Below are 21,710 nucleotides of genomic sequence, written 5' to 3' on the forward strand. Positions count from 1 at the left end.
GTCCCGTGGAGGTGTGACGGTGTCCGTAGGGGGGAGAAAGCGGCTGGGCATGCCGTCGCGCACGGCAAGTCATCACTTCGAGTGATTCTCTGGCCCTTGCTTGCAAGTACAACCCGCGGTTGCCACGCTGTTGCTGTCTGTACAGCTTGATAGGAGCGGCCAGTGACTTTCGGTGAGCAGCCGGCGTACCTGCGCGTCGCGGATGATCTCCGCAAGAAGATCGTCGACGGTCTGCTGCCCCCGCACACCCGGCTGCCCTCACAGGCCAGAATCCGCGAGGAGTACGGCGTCTCGGACACGGTCGCGCTCGAGGCCCGCAAGGTGCTGATGGCCGAGGGGCTGGTCGAGGGCCGCTCAGGTTCGGGGACGTATGTGCGCGAGCGGCCCGTGCCGCGCCGGGTCGCCCGTTCCGGCTTCCGCCTGGCCGTCGGCGCCACGCCGTTCCGGCAGGAGCAGGCCGACGCCGAGATGCGCGGCACCTGGGAGTCGAACAGCACCCAGGCCGAGGCGAGCGGCGCCATCGCCGAGCGGCTCGGCATCAAGCCGGGCGACCGCGTGATGCGCACCAAGTACGTGTTCCGGGACGCCGGTGAGGCGATGATGCTCTCCACCTCCTGGGAGCCGCTCGCGCTCACCGGGCGCACCCCGGTCATGCTCCCCGAGGAGGGCCCGCTCGGCGGCATGGGCGTGGTCGAGCGGATGCGCGCCATCGACGTCATCGTCGACAACGTCACCGAGGAGGTCGGCGCCCGCCCGGGCCTCGCCGAGGAACTGCACGCCCTCGGCGGCGTCCCCGGCCATGTCGTGGTCGTCGTCCAGCGCACCTTCTACGCCTCCGGCCGCCCCGTGGAGACGGCGGACGTCGTGATCCCCGCCGACCGCTACCGGGTGGCGTACCACCTGCCGGTGAAGTAGGCGACCGTGAAGTAGGCGACCGTGAAGTGGGAGACCGGTGAAGTGGGAGACGCGGGCGGCGTGACGGATCGGTAGGGGACGCGGCGGGGCGGACGCCGGCCCGCGAGCGGTGATGGCGCAGGGGGTGGTGCGCGCCCCCTGGGCTCCCGGCCCCGCCCGCCCGTCTGCCGGGCGGCGCCGCCCGGGTGCCGTGTTCCGGCCGTTCTCGCAGGTCGCCACCGCGCTTGCCGCATGCCGCCGAGCGGATGTCCAGGGGCCCTCGCACGGCGCGTTCGTCTCCGTGCGCCCCGGGCGGCCGATTCCCCCGCTGGCCGGTTGCCCACCTCTTTGTGAAAAGCCGTGTTCGCTCCGTGAAGGTAGGGCGTAGGCTCAGGCATATGCGGAGTGCGGTTTCCTCAACGGGCGGGACGCGGCGGGGGCCGGGAGCCGGACACACCGGGGCGGGAAGGAGCAGTGGGGCGCGATGAACGACGGCACGATCACCCTCCCCTGGCTCGTCGTCCGGAAGGACGACAACGGCAATCGGTACAGCGTGGGCAGGTACGCCACCCGCGCCGAGGCCCAGAAGATCGCGGAAAGCCTCGACGGCCCGGACACCCGGCTGTACTGGGTCGAGCGGATCGGGCAGGGCGCGGGCGGCGACGGCTGACCCCTTCGCCCTGCGCCCGCCCGCTCCCGTAGGCTCCGGCGCATGAGCGAACGGATCGTGGTGGTCGGTGCCGCCCTGCTCGACGGCGGCCGCCTGCTCGCCGCGCGCCGCAGCGCGCCCGCCGAGCTGGCCGGCCGCTGGGAACTGCCCGGCGGCAAGGTCGAGCCCGGTGAGCGTCCCGAGGCCGCCCTCGTGCGCGAGCTGCGCGAGGAACTCGGCGTCGAGGCCGAGGTGGTCGAGCGGGTGCCGGGCAGTTGGCCCCTGCGACCGCCGTACGAACTTCGGGTGTGGACCGCGCGCCTGCGCCCGGGTTCCGCCGACCCCAAGCCCCTCCAGGACCACGACGACCTGCGCTGGCTCACCCCGGCCGCGATCTGGAGCGTCCCCTGGCTCGACCAGGACGTGCCCGCGGTGCGGCAGACCCTCACCCACCTCGGCACCGGCCCGGCCGACGACGCCCCGGGGGCGTGAGCGTCACCGTGCGCTCCGCCAGGACCCGGGGGGCAGGGCAGACGCGGGACGCACTCCGGGTACGCCGTTCGTGCCACACCGCGCCGTCGTACGCGGTACCGCCCCCTGGATACCGGGTATGTGCCCTTTAGTCCCGTGAAACCGGGCTTGGATGGCCTTACCGGCCTGCGAAGTGATCGGCGTGCCAGGGAAGTGAACGGTGTGATCGACACCGATGGTGACATCGCCGAGTGGACCTTTCCCGCGGATCCCGGCGCGGTGCGCTCGGCCCGCGCCGCCGTCCGGGGCACGCTGCGCAACTGGGACCTGGACGCCCTGGGTGACACCGCCGCCCTGCTGGTGAGCGAACTGTTCACCAACTCCCTGCGGCACGCCACCGGTCCCATCGGCGTTCGGCTGCTGCGCCTCCCGGACCTGCCCAAGGTGCTCCTCGTCGAGGTCTCCGACCCGCTGCCCGAACCGCCCCGCGAACGCCCGGCCCGCCCGGACGACGAGTCCGGCCGCGGTCTGCAACTGGTCGCCTCCTCCTCCCGTCGCTGGGGCACCCGGCCGCACGACGCCGGCAAGACGGTCTGGTTCGAACTGGCTGTTCCCGGGTGAGCGGGTGACCGGGCGAGCGGGTGGGCGTCGGTTGGCCGCGAGCGGGGTTCGACCGGGTCCCGCCTGGTTAGAAGACTGATGGTGTTGTCGCAGGCCGGACCGGAAAGCATCGGGATGGTCCTGTGATCGTGAACACCGTGTTGTGCGGCGCCGTAGTGCTGGATACTGCGGGCAGCCGCCCCCGGTGACCGGTGCCGGGCGCGGTGAGCTGGAGGGGACGGTTCGCGTGAGCGAGATACCAGCGAAGGCCACGGAGTCCGAGGACCCGTCGGACGGCGCGAGGACGGGCTTTGCGGGCGGCGGTGCCGCCGACGGGGCGCCGTCCGCCGACGCGATGTGGCAGAGCAGCCCGCCCGGCTCGATGTACGACTACATCAAGGTGGCCTCCTTCTCGATCGGCCCCGACGGACACGTCGACCAGTGGAGCCTGCGCGCCGAGCGGCTCTTCGGCATCTCCGCCGAACGCGCCGTAGGGACGGACCCCATCGAGGCGTTCGTCGACCCCGACCTGCGCGAGCACGGCCAGCGCAAGATGGCCGAGATCCTGGACGGGCGGGAGTGGACCGGCGTGGTCCCCTTCCGGATCCCGGACGACGAGGACGGCCGGCGCGGCGAGGAAGGGCTCGCCGAGGTCTACGTGATGCCGACCACCACGGCGGAGGGCGACAGGGCCGCCGTGTGCACCGTCGTCGACGTCCGCACCCTGCGGCGCATCGAGACCGACCTCGCCGCCTCGCAGGCGATTTTCGGTCAATCCCCCTTCGGTTTCCTGCTGATCGACACCGACCTCAGGGTCCGCCGCGCCAACGAGCGGTTCGCCTCCCTCTTCGGCGGCACGCCGGACGACCACCGTGGCAGGGGTGTGCACGACTACCTGCCGCGCGGCGAGGCCGAGCGGGTCACCGCCACCCTGCGCCGGGTGCTGGAGAACGGCCAGTCCATCACGGACATGCACGTCTCCGGCTTCGTACCGGGAACCGACGAGCGCCGCCACTGGTCCGTCAACCTCTACCGCGTGCACAGCGGCAGCGGCCGGCCCATCGGCGTCGCCTGGCTCGGCACCGACATCACCTCCCGCCGCGACGCGGCCCGCGAGGCCGCCGCCGCGCGGCGCAACCTCGCCCTCCTCAACGAGGCCGGCGCCCGCATCGGCAACTCCCTCGACCTGGAGACCACCGCGCGCGAACTCCTCGACGTCGTGGTCCCCGGCTTCTGCGACCTGGCGACCGTCGACCTCTACCAGGGCCTGCTGGCCGGTGACGAGACCCCGCCCGGGCTCGCCGACGGCAGCGCCGAACTGCGCCGCGTCGCCTTCGCCAGCGCGGTCTCCGGCGCGCCGTTCGGCGGCACCGGCGCACACGTCGAACTCGGCGCCGTCCACCACTACCCGTTCAACTCCCCCCGCGCGGACGCCCTGCGCACCGCCCGCCCCACGACCGTGCCCGGCGAGGACGGCGGTCTCGTGCAGACCACGCTGGCGGTGCCGATGGTCGCCCACGACACGGTGGTGGGACTCGCGCAGTTCGCCCGCACCAAGGGCAGCGAGCCGTTCGGCCAACGCGACCGCGACCTCGCCGTCGAACTCGCCGCGCGCGCCGCGGTCTGCATCGACAACGCCCGCCTGTACCGGCGCGAGCACGAACGCGCGCTGATCCTGCAGCGGTCGCTGCTGCCGCCCGACGACCCGGAGGCCTCCGGCCTCGACATCGCCTGCCGCTACCTGCCCGGCAGCGCCGCCACCGGCCGGCCCAGCGAGGTCGGCGGCGACTGGTTCGACGTCATCGAACTCCCCGGCCACCGCACCGCGCTGGTCGTCGGCGACGTCATGGGCCGCGGGCTGCGCGCCGCCGTCGCCATGGGCGAACTGCGCACGGCCGTCCGCACGCTGGCCCTGCTCGACCTGGAACCGGCCGAGGTGCTCTCCCAGTTGGACGAGATCGCCCGCGGCCTCGGCGCGCCCGGCGGAGTGCAGCAGGCCACCCGGGCCGCCCGCCGCCCCCGCGAGGCCGACCTCTCCGAGGTGTACCTGGCGACCTGCATCTACGCCGTCTACGACGCGGTCACCCGACGGTGCACCTTCGCCAACGCCGGCCACCTGCCCCCGGTGCTCGTCGAACCCGGCGAGTCCGCGCTGATGCTGGACGTGCCGCCCGGCATGCCGCTCGGCGTCGGCGGCGAGCCCTTCGAGGAGGTGGAGGTCGAACTCCCCGAGGGCGCCCTGCTGGCGCTCTACACGGACGGCCTGGTCGAGTCGCGCGACCACCCCCTGGACGAGGGCCTCCAGGCCTTCGTCGGAGCCCTCACGGACCCCTCCCGCCCCCTGGAGGACGTCTGCGACCACATCCTCAACACGCTCGGCTCCCACCACGGCGAGGACGACATCGCGCTGCTGATGGCGCGTGTGCAGGGCCTGCCCGCCGAGTCCGTCGGCGACTGGGCCCTGCCGCGCGAACCCCGCAGCGTCGGCCGCGCCCGCGAGTACGCCCGTGCCCAGTTGACCGCCTGGGGCCTCGAACCGCTGGTCGACACCACCGAACTCCTCGTCAGCGAACTGGTCACCAACGCCCTGCGCTACGGCGAGGGCGAGATCAGGCTCCGCCTCCTGCTCGACCGCACCCTGGTCTGCGAGGTGTGGGACTCCGGCCTCGTCCAGCCACGCCGCCGCCGCGCCCGCGACACCGACGAGGGCGGCCGCGGCCTCCAGCTCGTGGGCCTGCTCAGCGCCGCCTGGGGATCCCGCCGCACGCCTCGCGGCAAGACGGTCTGGTTCGAACTCCCCCTGCCCGACGGGGAGAACGTCCTGACCGACCCGGCGGAGGCGCTGCTGAGCCTGTTCTGACCGCCCGACCCGGCCACCGCCTACGCCGGTCCCGGGCGGCGGCGCCTCCGCGTCCGCGGGCCGCCGTAGCAGGCGGGCGGGCCCCCGTCGGGGTCCTCGGCCAGGAGGATGCCGCCGAGCACCGCAGCGGTGGCGCCGGCGGACGGGTCGCTGGTGGCGGCACACGGGTTGCCGTGCAGGCGTACGTCCTGTTCGGCGAGGGCGCGGGCCCGGCGGGCCAGGGTGTCGGCGGTCTGCGGGTCGGTCGGGAGGAGGCGCAGCGCTTCCGCCAGCCGGATGCGGGCCGTGGCGCCGACCGCGCCCCGGTGCGTGCCGGCGAAGTCGTCGGCGGCGGCGACGGCGCTGCGGGCGACGAGTTCCTCGGCGGCCGACAGGACACCGGCCCGCCGGGTACCGACCGGCGCGGTCGCCCGGACGATCCGCCGCAGCGCGTCCAGCGGGTCGTACGGTCCCGCGCCCGGCCCGGCGCGTACCCGGGCCAGCTCCAGGTCGGCGTGCGTGACCCGGGCGCGCAGCTCACCGACGGCGACGTCGACCGGGACGACCACCGAGGACGCGCCCGGCACGAGGACGGGTGCCGTGTCGGAGGCGGCGGCCGCCTCCGGTTGCGCGCGGGGTGCCGGCCGCGGCGGCTCGGGGGACTCGGCAGGCCCCGGGGGGCCCGCCGGGCCGGCGGCGTCCTGGCTCGGCGCGGCCGTGCGGTCCGGCCCGCCGGCCAGCTGCGCCGCGGCGGACTCGGCCGCTCGCCGGATCGCCTCCAGATCCGCCTCCGCGCCGCTGAGTGCCGCCGGTACGAGGCGCTCGGCGACCGACAGCTCCTCGGCCAGCCGCTCGACGCCGTGCACGAACACCGCGGTCTGGGCGATCGCGCCCTCGGCCACGCGCAGGTGACAGGCGGCCGCCCGGGGGTTCCCCGCGTCGGCCGACTGATGGGCCCGGTTCAGCCGGGAGGTGGCCAGCACCAACCGGTCCTTGGCCTGCTCCACCTGGCCCGTGACGGAGGCGACGGCCGCCGGCCCGTACCGTTCGCGCAGCCCGGCGACGGTCGACGCGGCGGCCCCCGCACGCCCCGCCAACTCCCGGAACCGCGCCTCCGCGACCTCCAGCGCCTCGGCCACCCCCCGCTCCAGGCCGCGCAGTTCGTCGAACGCGGCGGCCTCCGTGTCCAGCAGCCGTCCCGCCTCCTCGCAGCGCCCGACCACGCCGGCCAGCGCCTGCCGCCGGGCGGCCGCGTCCTCGGGGACACCGTGGTCGTAGCGCTCCCGCATCCGGCAGGCGGCGGCGAGCTCCGCCTCCGCCTCCCGCACCGCCCGCGCGAACGGCTCGACGGCCGCCGCGCCGAACCTCGCCTCGGCGAAGCCGAGTTCCTCCCGGCTGGTGCGCACCCAGTCGTCCGCGAGGACGATCAACTCCGCGGACCGCGCGTCGAGTTCATCGGACGGTGGCGGTGGCGGCGAACGTCGTGGCGTGGACGGCGGGGCGGGACCGCCGCCGGGGGTCGTACGGGTCCTGGCCCGCCGGGTCCGCCGGACGTACGCGTACCCGGCGAGCACCAACGCCGTGCCCAGCACCACGAGCGGCAGGGCGAGATAGCCCGGCGACGTCTGGTCCTGCCGCGGTGCGGCGGTGGCGGTCACCGGAGCGGTCCCGGGCAGCGCAACCGCGGTAGCGCTGTTGATCGTCATCCCCGGAAGCACCAGCCACACGAGGCCCGCCACGCCGCCCAGCACGGTGCGCGCCATCCGCCCCGACCAGCGGCGGGCCGCGCACCGCGGCCGGGCCGCCCGGAACGCCGATGCCGTCACATCGGGAGCGTATGACCGCCCGAGCGGGCACGCGACCGGGGCTGCGGCACTGGTGGTGCGCACGGGACACGGCACCACGGGAGGGAACAACCAGCATGAAGAACAGACCCGCCGGACAAGACCCCGACGGACCGCAGAACACGCCCGCCGCGCAGAGCACACCCGACCGGGCCGCTGCCACCGGCACGAGAAGCACGTCCGGTACGGACGACTCCGTTGGTGGGCGGGAAACCGCCGACGCTGACGACTCCGCCGGCGGGCAGGAGACCCCCGGTGCGGAGGGTGCGGAGGGTGCGGCTGGTGTGCGTGGTGTCGGTGGCGCGGGGGGCGGGGCCGACGTCGGGCACGAGGGCGCCGGAGCGCGACGCGCGGCGGACGTGGCGTCCTCTGCCGCGAGTCCGGCCCGGCGGACCCGGCGGGCTCTGCGCTGGGTCCGCCGGATCGCCCTCGGCCTCGTCCTGCTGTTGGTGCTGCCGCTGCTCGCCGCCGAGACCGCCCTCCGGGTGAACTACTCGGGCGACCTCGCCGACGGGACGTACACCAGGGGCCAGGACGCGATCTGGCTGGGCCATGCCTGGGTGGACGGCCGGAAGAAGGACGCCGACGTCACCGCCCTCGCCCGCCGGCTGCGCGGAACCGGCATCCGTGACCTGTATGTGCACGCGGGTCCGCTCGAACACGACGGCACCCTGCCCAAGTCGTCGTATCCCCGGGCCGGTTGGCTGATACCCGCCGTGCACCGCGCGCTGCCCGGCGTCCGTGTGCAGGCCTGGCTCGGCGACGAGCTGGCCACCGAGAGCCCGGACGGGATGCGACTGGAACGGGCCCGGACGCGCGTGGCCGTGGTCACCTCCACCCGCGAGATTCTGGCGGCCGGTTTCGACGGCGCCCACTTCGACCTGGAGCCGCTGCACTCCGGCGACCGCCACTACCTCGGTCTCCTCGACGACCTGCGCGCCGTCACCCGTGCCCACGGCGTCCCCCTGTCCGTCGCCGCCCACCAGATCGACCCGCTGCCCGCGTTCCACTCCCTGTGGGGGACGCTCACCAACCACCCCAAGTGGTGGTCGCAGGCGTACTTCGCCCAGGTCGCCCGCCGCGTCGACCAGATCGCCGTGATGTCGTACGACACCATGCAGCCGCTGCCGAGCCTGTACGGCGGCTACGTCGCCCAGCAGACCTCCCTCGCCCTGGAGGTCACCCCGCCCACGACCGATCTGCTGATGGGCCTGCCGTTCTTCCACGACAACCGCTTCGGCCACCGCGCCGCCGCCGAGACGGTCCCCGCCGCCGTCCGCGGCGTCCGCCTCGGCCTGACCCGCACGGACGCGGGCCGCGAGCGCTTCGGTGTCGCCCTGTACGTCGACTTCGCCGCCACGGAGGACGACTGGACCGCGTACCGGGAAGGCTGGGCGCACCGGTCATGAACCGCCCCGGGAGCAGGGCCTACGACGACCGCCGTCCGATCTTCGACCCCAGCCACACCAGCGGGTCGTACTTGCGGTCCACCGCCCGTTCCTTCAGGGGGATCAGCGCGTTGTCGGTGATTTTGATGCCCTCGGGGCAGACCTCCGTGCAGCACTTGGTGATGTTGCAGTAGCCGAGCCCGTGGTCGTCCTGGGCCGCGCGCCTTCGGTCCAGGCCGGTGTCCGCGGCGGCGTCCAGCGGGTGCATGTCGAGTTCGGCGACGCGCATCAGGAAGCGCGGGCCCGCGTACGCCCGCTTGTTGTCCTCGTGGTCGCGCACGACATGGCACACGTCCTGGCACAGGAAGCACTCGATGCACTTGCGGAACTCCTGCGGCCGGTCCACGTCCTCCTGGAACATGCGGTACTCGCCGGGACCGAGACCGGCCGGTGGGACGAACGCCGGAACCTCGCGCGCCTTGGCGTAGTTGTAGCCGACGTCGGTCACCAGGTCACGGACGACCGGGAAGGTCCGCAGTGGGGTGACGCTGACCGTCTCCTCGCGGTCGAAGACCGACATGCGGGTCATGCACATCAGCCGGGGCCGCCCGTTGATCTCCGCGGAGCACGAACCGCACTTGCCCGCCTTGCAGTTCCAGCGCACGGCGAGATCCGGTGCCTGGGTGGCCTGGATCCGGTGGATGATGTCGAGGACCACCTCGCCGTCGTTGACCTCGACCGCGAAGTCCTCCAGGCCGCCGCCCCGGGCGTCACCCCGCCACACCTTGAAGCGGGCCTCATAGCTGCTCACTCGTACAGCTCCTCTTCGGCGAGGTACTTGACCAGCTCCTCCTTCTCGAAGAGGGCGAGCAGGTCGGGGCGAATGGGTTCGGTGGTCTCCCGGGAGAGGGTGATCTGGCCGCGCACGGGGTCCGTCGCCGCCAGCCCGCCCGTCGGGTCGCTGAGCCGGCACAGCAGGTTGATCCGGCGCCAGTCGCGCTCCATCGCCGGGCAGTCCTCGCGGGTGTGCCCGCCGCGCGACTCCGTGCGCTCCAGCGCGGCCCGTGCCACGCACTCGCTGACCAGCAGCATGTTCCGCAGGTCGAGTGCGAGGTGCCAGCCGGGGTTGAACTGCCGGTGCCCCTCGACGCCGGCCCGCCGCGCCCGCACCCGCAGCTCGGCGAGCTTCCTCAGCGCCTGCTCCATCTCGCCCTCGCGGCGGATGATGCCGACCAGGTCGTTCATGGTCTGCTGGAGCTCCTGGTGCAGGGTGTACGGATTCTCCGGCGGCCCGCCCGCCGGTTCCCCGCCCCGCTCGCCCTCCGCCGAGAACGGCCGCAGCGCCTCCGCGGCCGCCGCGTCCAGCTGGGTGTCGTCCACGGCCGGGCGTCCGGGCGCCGCCTGCTGTGCGTACTCGGCGGCGTGCCACCCGGCCCGGCGCCCGAACACCAGCAGGTCGGACAGCGAGTTGCCGCCGAGCCGGTTGGAGCCGTGCATACCGCCCGCGACCTCCCCGGCCGCGAACAGCCCCGGCACCCCGCGGGCCGCCGCCGTGTCGGAGTCGACCGCGACGCCGCCCATGACGTAGTGGCAGGTCGGCCCGACCTCCATCGGCTCCGCCGTGATGTCGACGTCGGCCAGCTCCTTGAACTGGTGGTACATCGAGGGCAGCCGGCGCCGGACGACCTCGGCCGGCATCCGTGTCGAGACGTCGAGGAACACCCCGCCGTGCGGCGAGCCGCGGCCGGCCTTGACCTCGGCGTTGATCGCGCGGGCGACCTCGTCACGGGGCAGCAGCTCCGGCGGGCGCCGGTTGTTGTCCGGGTCCTCGTACCAGCGGTCCGCCTCCTCCTCCGACTCCGCGTACTTCTCCTTGAAGACATCGGGGACGTAGTCGAACATGAACCGCTTGTCCTCGGAGTTGCGCAGCACCCCGCCGTCGCCGCGGACCGACTCGGTGACGAGGATGCCCTTCACCGACGGCGGCCAGACCATGCCCGTCGGATGGAACTGCACGAACTCCATGTTCAGCAGCGGCGCCCCGGCGAGCAGCGCGAGCGCGTGCCCGTCGCCGGTGTACTCCCACGAGTTCGACGTCACCTTGAACGACTTGCCGATGCCGCCGGTCGCGATGACGACCGCGGGCGCCTCCAGCACGAAGAAGCGGCCGCTCTCCCGCTCGTAGGCGAAGACCCCGGAGACCTTCTTCCCGTCCTTCAGGACCCGGGTGACGGTGCACTCCTGGAACACCTTCAGCCGGGACTCGTAGTCCCCGGTCTCCCGGTGGTCCTCCTGCTGCAGCGAGACGATCTTCTGCTGGAGCGTGCGGATCAACTCCAGCCCCGTACGGTCGCCGACGTGCGCGAGGCGCGGGTACTCGTGCCCGCCGAAGTTGCGCTGCGAGATCCGGCCGTCCTTCGTACGGTCGAACAGCGCGCCCCAGGTCTCCAGCTCCCACACCCGCTGCGGCGCCTCCTGCGCGTGCAGCTCGGCCATCCGCCACTGGTTGAGGAACTTGCCGCCGCGCAGGGTGTCGCGGAAGTGGACCTGCCAGGTGTCGTGCTCGTTGGCGTTGGCCATGGCCGCCGCGATGCCGCCCTCGGCCATCACCGTGTGCGCCTTGCCGAACAGCGACTTGCAGATCACCGCGGTACGCGCCCCGCGCTCGCGCGCCTCGATCGCGGCGCGCAGCCCGGCGCCGCCCGCCCCGACCACGACGACGTCCCATTCCTGCCGGTCCACCACGGACATCACAAGGCCTCACTCGTCGGACTCATCAGAAGAACCGCGGATCGTCGAAGGCGCCGGAGGCGACCAGGAACACGTAGAAGTCGGCGAGCGCCACGCTGAACAGCGAGGCCCAGGCCAGCTGCATGTGGCGGGCGTTCAGCCGGCTCACGAACTGCCAGAGGCGGTAGCGCACCGGATGCTTCGAGAAGTGCTTGAGCTTTCCGCCCACGATGTGCCGGCAGGAGTGGCAGGAGACCGTGTACGCCCAGATCAGCGCGATGTTGACGAGGAAGACGACGGTGCCGAGGCCCATGTGGCCCCAGCGGTAGTGCTGGTCGCGGAAGGCCAGCACGGTGTCGTAGGTCAGCACGCCGGCGACCAGGATCGCCGCGTAGAAGAAGTACCGGTGGATGTTCTGCAGGATCAGCGGGAAGCGGGTCTCGCCGGTGTACTTGCGGTGCGGCTCGGCGACCGCGCAGGCCGGCGGGGACGCCCAGAAGCCCCGGTAGTAGGCCTTGCGGTAGTAGTAGCAGGTCAGCCGGAAGCCCAGCGGGAAGATCAGGATGATGATCGCCGGGGAGATCGCCCACCAGCTGCCGAACAGGTCGGCGTTGGGGCCCGCGTGCATGGTCCGGCAGTTCTGCGCCAGGCACGGGGAGTAGAACGGCGAGACGTACGGCGCCGCGTAGTAGTGCGCGTTCGCGAAGGCCCGCCAGGTCGAGTACACGACGAACGCGAGCAGCCCGGCCGCGGTGGCGGCGGGCGCCAGCCACCAGCGGTCGGTCCGCAGATGCCGGGCGGTGATCCTGGCCCGCTCGGGGGAGCGGACACCGCCGCCGAGCGGATGGGGTGGTGTGCCGGGGGGTTCCGTACTTGTGGCCAATGCGGGACGCACCTTCCTGTCGGGCTCGTCTCCGGGCTGCTGGAGCCGGTGACGAGCCCCTTCGGGTCACTCGCGGGTTCAGCCGGTTCAGGGGGCGTGGCGGTCGCGGACGCCGAGTCCCTCGTCGTCCGAGTCCGTCCACAGGGAGATGTCGTAGGGCGCGTCGGAGATGGTGACGAGCGGAGGCTGCTGCGGGGCGGCCTGGTCCCGGGAGACCTCGCGCATCAGGGCGACGCTCTCGCGCAGGTGGTCGGCGTCGGTGCGCACGCGGCGTATCTCCAGCCCGTCGCCGAGTTGCTGCTCGAGCCGGCTCACCGACCGCAGCAGATCGTCGAGGGCGCGCTGGACCGACGTCAGGTCGTCGTGCACGGACATGCCATGACCTCGCTTCCACGGGCGTACAGCCCTGGGCGGCAAATTCATGCGCCTGCGAGTGTTGCGCGTCACACCTGCCGGTGGGAAGGGATGTGCCGCGATTGGCGGAACGCACACCCCACGCGCACGCCCGCACGCGCTCCGAGTGCGCCGGAGGCTGTCTGCGCCGAACGAGTGGCCTTGCGGGCCCGCGCCGCCGTGTCGCCTCCGGCTGACGACCCCTTTCCTTTTCAGTGGGCCGTAGATCTGATGAACACCAAAATACCGCCAAATGGGATCAAACCCCCACCCGTGCCACCGGCGGGAGCGGCTCCACGGAGGTAGCACAGATGTCCTACGACGGTGTCGGCCCGCGCGCGGTCCTGCGCTCGGCCGCCTTTCTGACCGCGGGCGCACTCGCGGTCCCCCTGCTCGCCGGCTGCGGCTCGGACGACGAGGGCAGCAAGCCGCTGGCCGCCCAGGACATCGCGCCCGCCGCCCGCAACCAGATCGCCGACGGAGGCAGGCTGCGCTGGGCCGTGGACGCGATGCCGCAGACCCTCAACACCTTCCAGGCGGACGCCGGTGCGGGGACCACCCGCATCGCCCAGGCGGTGCTGCCCGCCATGTTCCGGCTCGACGCGAACGGCCACCCGCAGGCCGACCCCGACTACCTGGAGTCCGCCCGGGTGGCCGAGACCGAGCCCAAGCAGGTCGTCCTCTACCGGCTCAACAAGAAGGCCGTCTGGAGCAACGGGCGCGCGATCGGCGCCGCCGACTTCGACGCCCAGTGGCGCGCCCTGTCCGGCAAGGACTCGGCGTACTGGACCGCCCGCAACGCCGGGTACGACCGGATCCAGAAGGTCGAGCGCGGCGCCAACGACCGGGAGGTCAAGGTCACCTTCGCCCGCCCCTACGCCGACTGGCGTTCGCTGTTCTCGCCGCTGTACCCCAAGGACGTCATGGGCACCGCGAACGCCTTCAACGACGGCGCCCGCAGAAAGCTGGCGGTCAGCGCCGGACCGTTCGCCGTGCAGAAGATCGACACCCAGGCCAAGGACGTCGTCCTCGGCCGCAACCCGCGCTGGTGGGGCCGACCGGCCAAGCTGTCCGAGCTCGTGCTGCACGAGGTGGCGCCCGACAAGCGGGCCGCCGCCCTCACCGAGGGGTCCGTGGACGTGGCCGACGTGGACCCCGCCGACGTCCCGCGGATCACGGCCTCCGGCGCCCGGGGCGGCAGCCCCTTCCCGGGTTCGTCCGGCAGCAGCACCGCCGCCAGGGCGCTGCTCTCCTGGGCGGTGCTGCACGGCTCCGACCAGCAGGCGGCCGAGCGCGAGCGCCTCGCGCTGGAGCAGCAGCGCGACTCGCTCACCACCTACCTGCGGCAGCAGGCGTCGCTGCGCGACTTCCAGGTGCGCAAGTCGCTGGAGCCCGCGTACACCCAGCTCGCCCTGAACGGCTCCGAGGGCCCCCTGGCCGACGAGCGCGTCCGGCGGGCGGTGGCGCACGCGCTGAACCGCAAGGAACTCGCCGAGATCGTCCTGAAGCCACTCGGCCTGCCCGCGGTCCCGGTCGGCAGCCACGTCGCCCTGTCCGGGCAGGAGGCCTACGCCGACAACAGCGACGCCCTCGGCGACCAGGACGCCGCCCAGGCGCGCGACCTGCTGGCGGACGCGGGCTGGGTGGCCGGTCCGGTCAAGGAGCAGAAGACCGCCGAGAAGCCCGCGAAGTCCGAGCAGCCCAAGACGGGGGAGAAGGCGGCCGGCAGTCAGGGCCAGGGTTCGCAGAACTCCGCCGGGGGCGGCGACGGCACGGACACCGGCGGCCAGGTCGACCACGGGGCCGACGACAAGGCACCCGGACCCGGAGAGCAGGACCGGGACCACCAGGAGCAGCGCGGGCCGGGCCTGGCGGAGGGCGGCCCCGGCGGCAGGCAGCTCGCCTCGGACGGCCGGGGGTACGCCGACGACCACTTCACGCGGGGCGGCCCGCCCGGCGCCTACGCCCCCAAGGGCACCGCCGCGCCGGCACCCGGCGCCGCCGCGGGGCCGCTGGCCAAGAACGGCAAGCCGCTCACACTTCGCTTCGTGGTTCCCTCGGGCCCCGGCTCGGACACGCTGCGCAAGGTGGCCGACCGGGTGACCGCCATGCTCAAGAAGGTCGGCATCGGCACGGAGATCACCAAGGTGTCCGACGAGAGCTACTTCCGGGACCACATCGCCTCCGGGCAGTTCGACCTCGCGCTGTACTCCTGGCCCGCCTCCGCCTGGCCGGCCACCGATGCCCGCCCCATCTACGCCAAGCCCCTGCCGGCCGCCGACGGCTCCCTGAACGTCCAGCAGAACTACACCCGCATCGGCACCGACCAGGTCGACCAGCTCTTCGACCAGGCCGTCGCCACCCTGGACGAGGACGAGCAGACCGACCTGCTGCGCAAGGCCGACGCCCGCATCTGGGCGGCGGCCGGCTCGATCCCCCTCTACCAGCGCCCTCAGCTGACGGTCGTCCGAAAGAACCTCGCGAACGTCGGGGCCTTCGGCTTCGAGACCCCCGTCTACCAGGACATGGGCTTCCTGAAGAAGGGAGCAGGGGCGGGCGGCGCGTCGCCGAAGGGCTGAGAACGGGAATCCACGGCCGCACACCACGGCCGGGCGACCCCCGGGGCCCCTCGCCCCGGGGGTCGCCGCCCTTTGTGCGACAAGACCGACTTGTGTTCACGCGGACACGCTCCGCGTTCTCGCGCTCGCTCGGCCGCCCCTTTTTATCGGCCGCCCCCGAAGGGCCCGTACGATGGAGTGAGGCCGTGGCGTGTCCCGCCCGGCAGGGCCCGCGTAACACCGACGTATGCGCAGGTCGTCCGCACACTTCGGGAGTACGCCTCATATGGCCGCGTCTATTACGCGTCACGACATCCGCAACGTCGCCATCGTCGCCCACGTCGACCACGGCAAGACCACCATCGTCGACGGCATGCTGAAGCAGGCCGGCGCCTTCGCCGCGCACCAGCTCGACCAGGTCGACGACCGCATGATGGACTCCAACGACCTGGAACGTGAGAAGGGCATCACGATCCTCGCCAAGAACACGGCGGTGAAGTACCACCCCAAGGACGGCGGGGAGCCCATCACGATCAACATCATCGACACCCCCGGTCACGCCGACTTCGGTGGCGAGGTCGAGCGCGGCCTGTCGATGGTCGACGGCGTCGTCCTGCTCGTCGACTCCTCCGAGGGCCCGCTGCCGCAGACCCGCTTCGTGCTGCGCAAGGCCCTCCAGGCCCGTCTGCCCGTGATCCTCTGCATCAACAAGACGGACCGGCCCGACTCCCGTATCGACGAGGTCGTCAACGAGGCCTACGACCTGTTCCTGGACCTGGACGCCGACGAGGACCAGATCGAGTTCCCGATCGTCTACGCCTGCGGCCGGGACGGCATCGCCTCGCTCACCAAGCCCGAGGACGGGACGGTTCCCGCCGACTCCACCAGCCTGGAGCCCTTCTTCTCCACGATCCTGGAGCACATCCCGGCCCCCACCTACGAGGAGGACGCTCCGCTCCAGGCGCACGTCACCAACCTCGACGCGGACAACTTCCTCGGCCGTATCGCGCTGCTGCGCGTGGAGCAGGGCGAGCTGCGCAAGGGACAGACGGTCGCGTGGATCAAGCGCGACGGCTCCGTGCAGAACGTGCGGATCTCCGAGCTGATGATGACCGAGGCGCTCACCCGCAAGCCCGCCGAGAAGGCCGGCCCCGGTGACATCTGCGCCGTCGCAGGCATCCCGGACATCATGATCGGCGAGACCCTCGCCGACCCCGAGAACCCCGTCGCGCTGCCGCTGATCACGGTCGACGAGCCCGCGATCTCCATGACCATCGGCACCAACACCTCCCCGCTGGTCGGCCGCGGCGGCACCGGCAAGGGCGCCGACGCGAAGACGGCCGTCAAGGACCGCAAGGTGACCGCCCGCCAGGTCAAGGACCGCCTGGACCGTGAGCTGATCGGCAACGTGTCGCTGCGCGTGCTGGACACCGAACGCCCCGACGCCTGGGAGGTCCAGGGCCGCGGCGAGCTGGCGCTGGCCATCCTGGTCGAGCAGATGCGCCGCGAGGGCTTCGAGCTGACCATCGGCAAGCCGCAGGTCGTCACCAAGGAGATCGACGGCAAGACGTACGAGCCGGTCGAGCGCATGACGGTCGACGTGCCCGAGGAGCACATGGGCGCCGTCACCCAGCTCATGGGCGTGCGCAAGGGCCGGATGGACAACATGTCCAACCACGGCTCCGGCTGGGTCCGCATGGAGTTCGTGGTGCCCTCCCGGGGCCTGATCGGCTTCCGCACCGAGTTCCTGACCCAGACCCGCGGCACGGGCATCGGCCACTCCATCCACGAGGGCTTCGAGCCCTGGTTCGGCACGCTCCAGACCCGTAACAACGGCTCCCTGGTCGCCGACCGCTCCGGCGCCGTCACCGCCTTCGCGATGACCAACCTGCAGGAGCGCGGCGTGCTCTTCGTGGATCCGGGCACCGAGGTGTACGAGGGCATGATCGTCGGTGAGAACTCCCGCTCCGACGACATGGACGTCAACATCACCAAGGAGAAGAAGCTCACCAACATGCGGTCGTCGTCGGCCGACTCGTTCGAGGCGATCGTCCCGCCGCGCAAGCTCTCCCTGGAGCAGTCCCTGGAGTTCTGCCGCGACGACGAGTGCGTCGAGGTGACCCCGGAGGCGGTCCGCATCCGCAAGGTCGCCCTCGACCAGCGTGAGCGTGCCCGCGCCGCCAGCCGCGCCAAGCACGGCTGAGTGATGGCCGGGGATTCGCCGGCCTGCCCTCGGCTCCAGTGCGCCCACCCGGCGGTACGCGGGTGGGCGCCCGGCTTCCCGCCGGTCGGCGACCGGCGGGCCCGTACAGGGTTTTCCCTATAACGGGGCGTCAGTTCTGGCCTCGGGGTCGTCCCTGTGGGAGCTTCGCCGTTGCCGTGCTGGCCGGAATACCCGGCCCGGGCCGCCCTCGCGCGGCCCGTGAGACGGCACCGGCGGCTTCGCCATGGGCTCAACCGCCGGTCGGCGCAACCGGTTTTCCCCCTCCCGTTGTCCGCTATGCGGACAACGGGGCCCGATAGTTGTGTAACAAGTCCGTTTCGCTGCGATCTTTCACGAAACCCTTTGTCCGGATTTTGGGAGAAGTACGCGGCAGGTGTGATCGAACCGAAACCTTGAAGGTGTGGTTCGTTCCCGTTCGGATGGCAGATAGTTAGGCGCGTAGAGCTCGGATGTCATGCGCTGCAGCCGGCGACGACTCACGAGCGCGGGGGGCCACCCGACGATTTCAGGCACCGGTGACGGTGATGCGTCAGGTGTCCCTCCATGCGGTGAACCAATGGACTCATGAGGAGGAGCCCCATGCGTGGTGCCAAGAGCGCCAAGTGGGTTGCGATAGCCGCGGTTGTGGCGCTGGGCGCGACGGCCTGTGGCGGCAGCGGCGGTGGCAGCGACAAGGGCAGCGACAGCAAGGCCGCGGTCGACCCGAGCGGCAAGTTCTCGGTCGAGGTGGGTGAGCCGCAGAACCCGCTGCAGCCGGCGAACACCATGGAGTCCAACGGCAGCATTGTCATCAAGTCGCTCTTCTCCGGGCTCGTCGACTACGACCAGAGCGGCAAGACCGTCTACGTCAATGCCGAGTCGATCGACTCCAAGGACAACAAGACCTTCACGGTCAAGCTGAAGCCCGACTGGAAGTTCCACGACGGCACCCCGGTGACCGCGGCGTCCTACGTGAACGCCTGGAACTGGGCGGCGAACCCGGCGAACAAGCAGACCAACAGCTTCTGGTTCTCCGACATCAAGGGCTACGACGACGTCGCCCCGGCCAAGGGCAAGCCCAAGGCCGACAAGATGTCCGGTCTGAAGATCGTGGACGACCACACCTTCACCATCACGCTGAGCAAGCCGATCCCGTACTACGTGTACAAGCTCGGCTACGAGGTCTTCGACCCGCTGCCGGAGTCCTTCTACAAGGACCCGAAGGCCGCGGGCGAGCACCCGATCGGCAACGGCCCGTACAAGTTCGTCAGCTGGCAGCACAAGAAGCAGATCGAGGTTGCCAAGTACGACGACTACAAGGGCCCGAACGCCGCCAAGAACGGCGGTGTGGTCTTCAAGAACTACAGCAACCTCGAGACGGCCTACGAGGACCTGAAGTCCGGCAACGTCGACGTGCTCCGTCAGATCGCGCCGAAGGACCTCCCGGTCTACAAGCAGGACCTCGGCGACCGCGCGGTGGACCAGGCCTACTCGGCCATCCAGACCATCGCCGTGGCCTTCTACAGCAAGCAGTGGAAGGACATCGACCCCAAGGTCATCCAGGGCCTGTCGATGGCGATCGACCGCGACACGATCACCAAGACCGTGCTCCAGGGCACGCGTGAGCCCGCGACCGGCTGGGTCGCCAAGGGCGTCCTCGGCTACACGCCGAACGCCGCCGGCGACGTCACCAAGTACGACCCGGCCAAGGCCAAGGCGCTCATCAAGGAGGGCGGTGGCGTTCCGGGCAACTCCATCTCCATCCAGTACAACGCGGACGGCGGCCACAAGGAGTGGGTGGAGGCGGTCTGCAACTCCATCACCAACGCCACCGGTGTGAAGTGCGTGGGCGACTCCAAGCCCGACTTCCAGGCCGACCTGAACGCGCGCGACAACAAGCAGGTCAAGTCGCTGTACCGTTCGGGCTGGGTGCTGGACTACCCCTTCAACGCCAACTTCCTGCGTGACCTGTACGGTACGCACTCGGACGGCAACCAGGGTGGCTTCTCCAACAAGACCGTCGACAAGGAGATCGCCGCTGCCGACAGCGCGAGCTCCCTGGAGGAGTCGGAGAAGAAGTACCAGGACCTCGAGAAGGACCTGGTCAACTACATGCCGTCCATCCCGCTCTGGTACTACAAGGTCAACGCCGGCTACTCGGACAAGGTGTCCGGAGTCGAGTACGACCAGCAGGGCGACCCGGTCCTGACCGGCGTTCAGGTCAAGAAGTAACGACAAACAGCCCGTTCGTCCCGGGGTGCGGAGCGCCCGCACCCCGGGGAACGGCAGCGGCTGGGGGGCCCTTTCCGCACGTACCGTTCAGCGGTGCGTGCGGAAGGGGCCTCGTCGGCTGCCGCTGTGACTGACATGGAGGCACGATGGGGCGCTACGTCGCACGACGACTGCTCCAGATGATCCCGGTGTTCATCGGGACAACTCTGCTGATCTTCCTCATGGTTTACGCCCTGCCCGGTGACCCCGTACGAGGGCTGTTCGGTGACAAGGGCGGAAGCCCCCAGGTGATCGCCGCACTGAAACATGAGTACGGCCTGGACCAGCCGATCCTGGTGCAGTACTGGCACTACATGCGGGACATGGTCCTGCACGCCGACTTCGGCACCCAGATCTCGAGCGGCCGTCCCGTCACGGACGTGCTCGGCGACGCGTTCCCGGTCACCCTGCGCCTGGCCGGACTGGCCTTCGCCATCGAGGTGGTCCTGGGCCTCGCCCTGGGCACCCTCGCGGGCCTGCGTGCCGGGCGTGCCACGGACACCATCATCCTGCTGGTCACGCTGCTGCTGATCTCCGTGCCGGTGTTCGTCCTCGGCTACATCCTCAAGGTCGTCTTCGCGTTCGACCTGGGCTGGCTGCCGCCGAACGTCAACGACGACACCAACATCAACGAGTTGTTGATGCCGGCCATTGTGCTGGCGACCGCGTCACTCGCCTATGTGACCCGGCTCACCCGTACCTCGATCGCCGAGAACCTGCGTGCCGACTACATCCGCACGGCCATCGCCAAGGGTCTGCCCAAGCGCCGTGTGGTGGGCGTCCACCTCATGCGCAACTCGCTGATCCCGGTGGTTACCTACCTCGGCGCCGACCTCGGTGCCCTGATGGGCGGTGCCGTCGTCACCGAGGGCCTGTTCAACATCCAGGGCATCGGTGGCACGATCTACCAGTCGATCGTGCGCCGCGAGGGCACCACCCTCGTCGGTCTCGTGACCATTCTGGTGCTCGTGTATCTCATTGCCAACCTGCTCGTCGACCTGCTCTACGCGGTCCTTGACCCGAGGATTCGCTATGCCTGACGTGACCCAGACCGATGTCCAGCGCGGTGTGGCGGACGCCACCGGCGCCGCGGCCGCGGTGACGCCGCCCGAGCAGAAGCCGGACAAGGCCCGCAGCCTGTGGGGCGACGCCTGGCAGGACCTGCGCCGCAGCTGGATCTTCATCGTCTCGGCGGTGCTGATCGTCCTGCTGCTGACGATCACCTTCTTCCCCGGGCTGTTCACCGGTGTCGACCCGACCACGGGCGACCTGTCCAAGCACTTCCTCCAGAAGCCGAACCTGGGCCACATCTTCGGCCCGGACTGGCTGGGCTACGACCAGCAGGGCCGCAGCGTCTACGCCCGTGTCATCTACGGCACGCGGGCCTCGGTGGCGGTCGGCTTCGGCACCACCCTCGTGGTGACGATCGTGGGCGGCCTGATGGGCATGATCGCCGGCTACTTCGGCGGACTCGTCGACTCGGTGATCTCCCGGCTGACCGACGTGTTCTTCGGTATCCCGTTCCTGCTCGGCACGATGGTCGTGCTCAACTCGTTCCAGGACCGCACGATCTCGGTCGTCATCGGCGCGCTGAGTTTCTTCGGCTGGACGCAGATCGCCCGCGTGATGCGCGGCGCGGTGATCACCACCAAGCAGTCCGACTACGTGCACGCCGCCAAGGCCCTGGGCGCGAGCACCCCGCGCATCATGTTCCGGCACATCCTGCCGAACACGATGGCCCCGGTGATCGTCGTCGCCACCATCTCGCTCGGCATCTACATCGTCGCCGAGGCGACCCTGTCGTACCTGGGCCTCGGCCTGAACGGTGTGTCGTGGGGCAACGACATCTCCGACGGCGGAAACCAGATCCGCGTGGCGCAGCACATCATGCTGTACCCGTCGATCATGCTCATCATCACGGTGTTGGCGTTCATCATGCTCGGTGAAGCGGTCCGTAACGCCCTCGACCCGAAGACGCGCTGAGGGA

General features: G+C 71.2%; 16 protein-coding genes. 11 read left to right on the forward strand and 5 right to left on the reverse strand.

The features are described 5' to 3' along the window. Positions 1 to 162: 162 nt before the first annotated feature. From ACIHCX_RS12525 to ACIHCX_RS12545, 5 genes are all read left to right on the forward strand, one after another. On the forward strand, positions 163 to 915 hold the full coding sequence (locus ACIHCX_RS12525; RefSeq protein WP_400028921.1) for a GntR family transcriptional regulator: 753 nt from the start codon (positions 163 to 165) through the stop codon (positions 913 to 915). A gap of 463 nt (positions 916 to 1,378) precedes the next feature. Then, a complete protein-coding gene (locus ACIHCX_RS12530) occupies positions 1,379 to 1,564 on the forward strand; it encodes an SPOR domain-containing protein (protein ID WP_400028922.1) in 186 nt (61 codons plus the stop codon). A gap of 42 nt (positions 1,565 to 1,606) precedes the next feature. Then, positions 1,607 to 2,035, forward strand: a complete 429-nt coding sequence (locus ACIHCX_RS12535) for a (deoxy)nucleoside triphosphate pyrophosphohydrolase (RefSeq protein ID WP_400028923.1) — start codon at positions 1,607 to 1,609, stop codon at positions 2,033 to 2,035. 192 nt (positions 2,036 to 2,227) lie between these two features. Next, positions 2,228 to 2,635 (forward strand): ATP-binding protein, encoded by a 408-nt coding sequence (locus ACIHCX_RS12540; protein ID WP_400028924.1) that lies wholly within the window; start codon positions 2,228 to 2,230, stop codon positions 2,633 to 2,635. 226 nt (positions 2,636 to 2,861) lie between these two features. After that, positions 2,862 to 5,474, forward strand: a complete 2,613-nt coding sequence (locus tag ACIHCX_RS12545; RefSeq protein WP_400028925.1) for a SpoIIE family protein phosphatase — start codon at positions 2,862 to 2,864, stop codon at positions 5,472 to 5,474. 20 nt (positions 5,475 to 5,494) lie between these two features. Here ACIHCX_RS12545 and ACIHCX_RS12550 read toward each other — a convergent pair whose 3' ends face one another. Then, on the reverse strand, positions 5,495 to 7,279 hold the full coding sequence (locus tag ACIHCX_RS12550; protein WP_400028926.1) for a hypothetical protein: 1,785 nt from the start codon (positions 7,277 to 7,279) through the stop codon (positions 5,495 to 5,497). Between the two features lie 95 nt (positions 7,280 to 7,374). Between ACIHCX_RS12550 and ACIHCX_RS12555 the strand changes: the two genes are divergently transcribed. Next, the gene (locus ACIHCX_RS12555; protein WP_400028927.1) at positions 7,375 to 8,706 is read left to right on the forward strand and encodes a hypothetical protein; all 1,332 of its coding nucleotides are present in this window, start codon (positions 7,375 to 7,377) and stop codon (positions 8,704 to 8,706) included. Between the two features lie 19 nt (positions 8,707 to 8,725). Here the strand turns inward: ACIHCX_RS12555 and ACIHCX_RS12560 are convergent, their stop codons facing one another. The 4 genes from ACIHCX_RS12560 to ACIHCX_RS12575 form a co-directional block, all read right to left on the reverse strand. Beyond that, the gene (locus tag ACIHCX_RS12560) at positions 8,726 to 9,496 is read right to left on the reverse strand and encodes a succinate dehydrogenase/fumarate reductase iron-sulfur subunit (RefSeq protein WP_400028928.1); all 771 of its coding nucleotides are present in this window, start codon (positions 9,494 to 9,496) and stop codon (positions 8,726 to 8,728) included. Beyond that, positions 9,493 to 11,436: a fumarate reductase/succinate dehydrogenase flavoprotein subunit gene (locus ACIHCX_RS12565; protein ID WP_400028929.1), complete on the reverse strand. Its 1,944-nt coding sequence runs from the start codon at positions 11,434 to 11,436 to the stop codon at positions 9,493 to 9,495. Before ACIHCX_RS12565 ends, ACIHCX_RS12560 begins: the two co-directional genes overlap by 4 nt. 25 nt (positions 11,437 to 11,461) lie before the next feature. Then, positions 11,462 to 12,298, reverse strand: a complete 837-nt coding sequence (locus tag ACIHCX_RS12570) for a hypothetical protein (protein WP_400028930.1) — start codon at positions 12,296 to 12,298, stop codon at positions 11,462 to 11,464. 87 nt (positions 12,299 to 12,385) lie between these two features. Continuing rightward, on the reverse strand, positions 12,386 to 12,673 hold the full coding sequence (locus tag ACIHCX_RS12575; protein ID WP_400028931.1) for a hypothetical protein: 288 nt from the start codon (positions 12,671 to 12,673) through the stop codon (positions 12,386 to 12,388). A 329-nt stretch (positions 12,674 to 13,002) separates the two neighbouring features. Here ACIHCX_RS12575 and ACIHCX_RS12580 point away from each other — a divergent pair, with 329 nt between their 5' ends. The 5 genes from ACIHCX_RS12580 (at position 13,003) to ACIHCX_RS12600 (ending at position 21,706) form a co-directional block, all read left to right on the forward strand. Continuing rightward, positions 13,003 to 15,270 (forward strand): ABC transporter family substrate-binding protein, encoded by a 2,268-nt coding sequence (locus ACIHCX_RS12580; RefSeq protein ID WP_400028932.1) that lies wholly within the window; start codon positions 13,003 to 13,005, stop codon positions 15,268 to 15,270. Between the two features lie 265 nt (positions 15,271 to 15,535). Next, the gene (typA, locus tag ACIHCX_RS12585) at positions 15,536 to 17,452 is read left to right on the forward strand and encodes a translational GTPase TypA (RefSeq protein ID WP_400028933.1); all 1,917 of its coding nucleotides are present in this window, start codon (positions 15,536 to 15,538) and stop codon (positions 17,450 to 17,452) included. Positions 17,453 to 18,052: 600 nt separating this feature from the next. Continuing rightward, positions 18,053 to 19,684: an ABC transporter substrate-binding protein gene (locus ACIHCX_RS12590; RefSeq protein ID WP_400028934.1), complete on the forward strand. Its 1,632-nt coding sequence runs from the start codon at positions 18,053 to 18,055 to the stop codon at positions 19,682 to 19,684. Between the two features lie 146 nt (positions 19,685 to 19,830). Then, complete coding sequence (locus tag ACIHCX_RS12595) at positions 19,831 to 20,763, forward strand: ABC transporter permease (RefSeq protein ID WP_400028935.1); 933 nt, start codon at positions 19,831 to 19,833, stop codon at positions 20,761 to 20,763. After that, positions 20,756 to 21,706 carry an ABC transporter permease gene (locus ACIHCX_RS12600; protein WP_400028936.1) on the forward strand — a complete coding sequence of 317 codons (951 nt, stop codon included), beginning with the start codon at positions 20,756 to 20,758 and terminating at the stop codon, positions 21,704 to 21,706. Before ACIHCX_RS12595 ends, ACIHCX_RS12600 begins: the two co-directional genes overlap by 8 nt. The last annotated feature ends 4 nt before the right edge of the window (positions 21,707 to 21,710 follow it).

The organism is Streptomyces sp. NPDC052043 (assembly GCF_044548235.1).
Classification (GTDB): domain Bacteria; phylum Actinomycetota; class Actinomycetes; order Streptomycetales; family Streptomycetaceae; genus Streptomyces.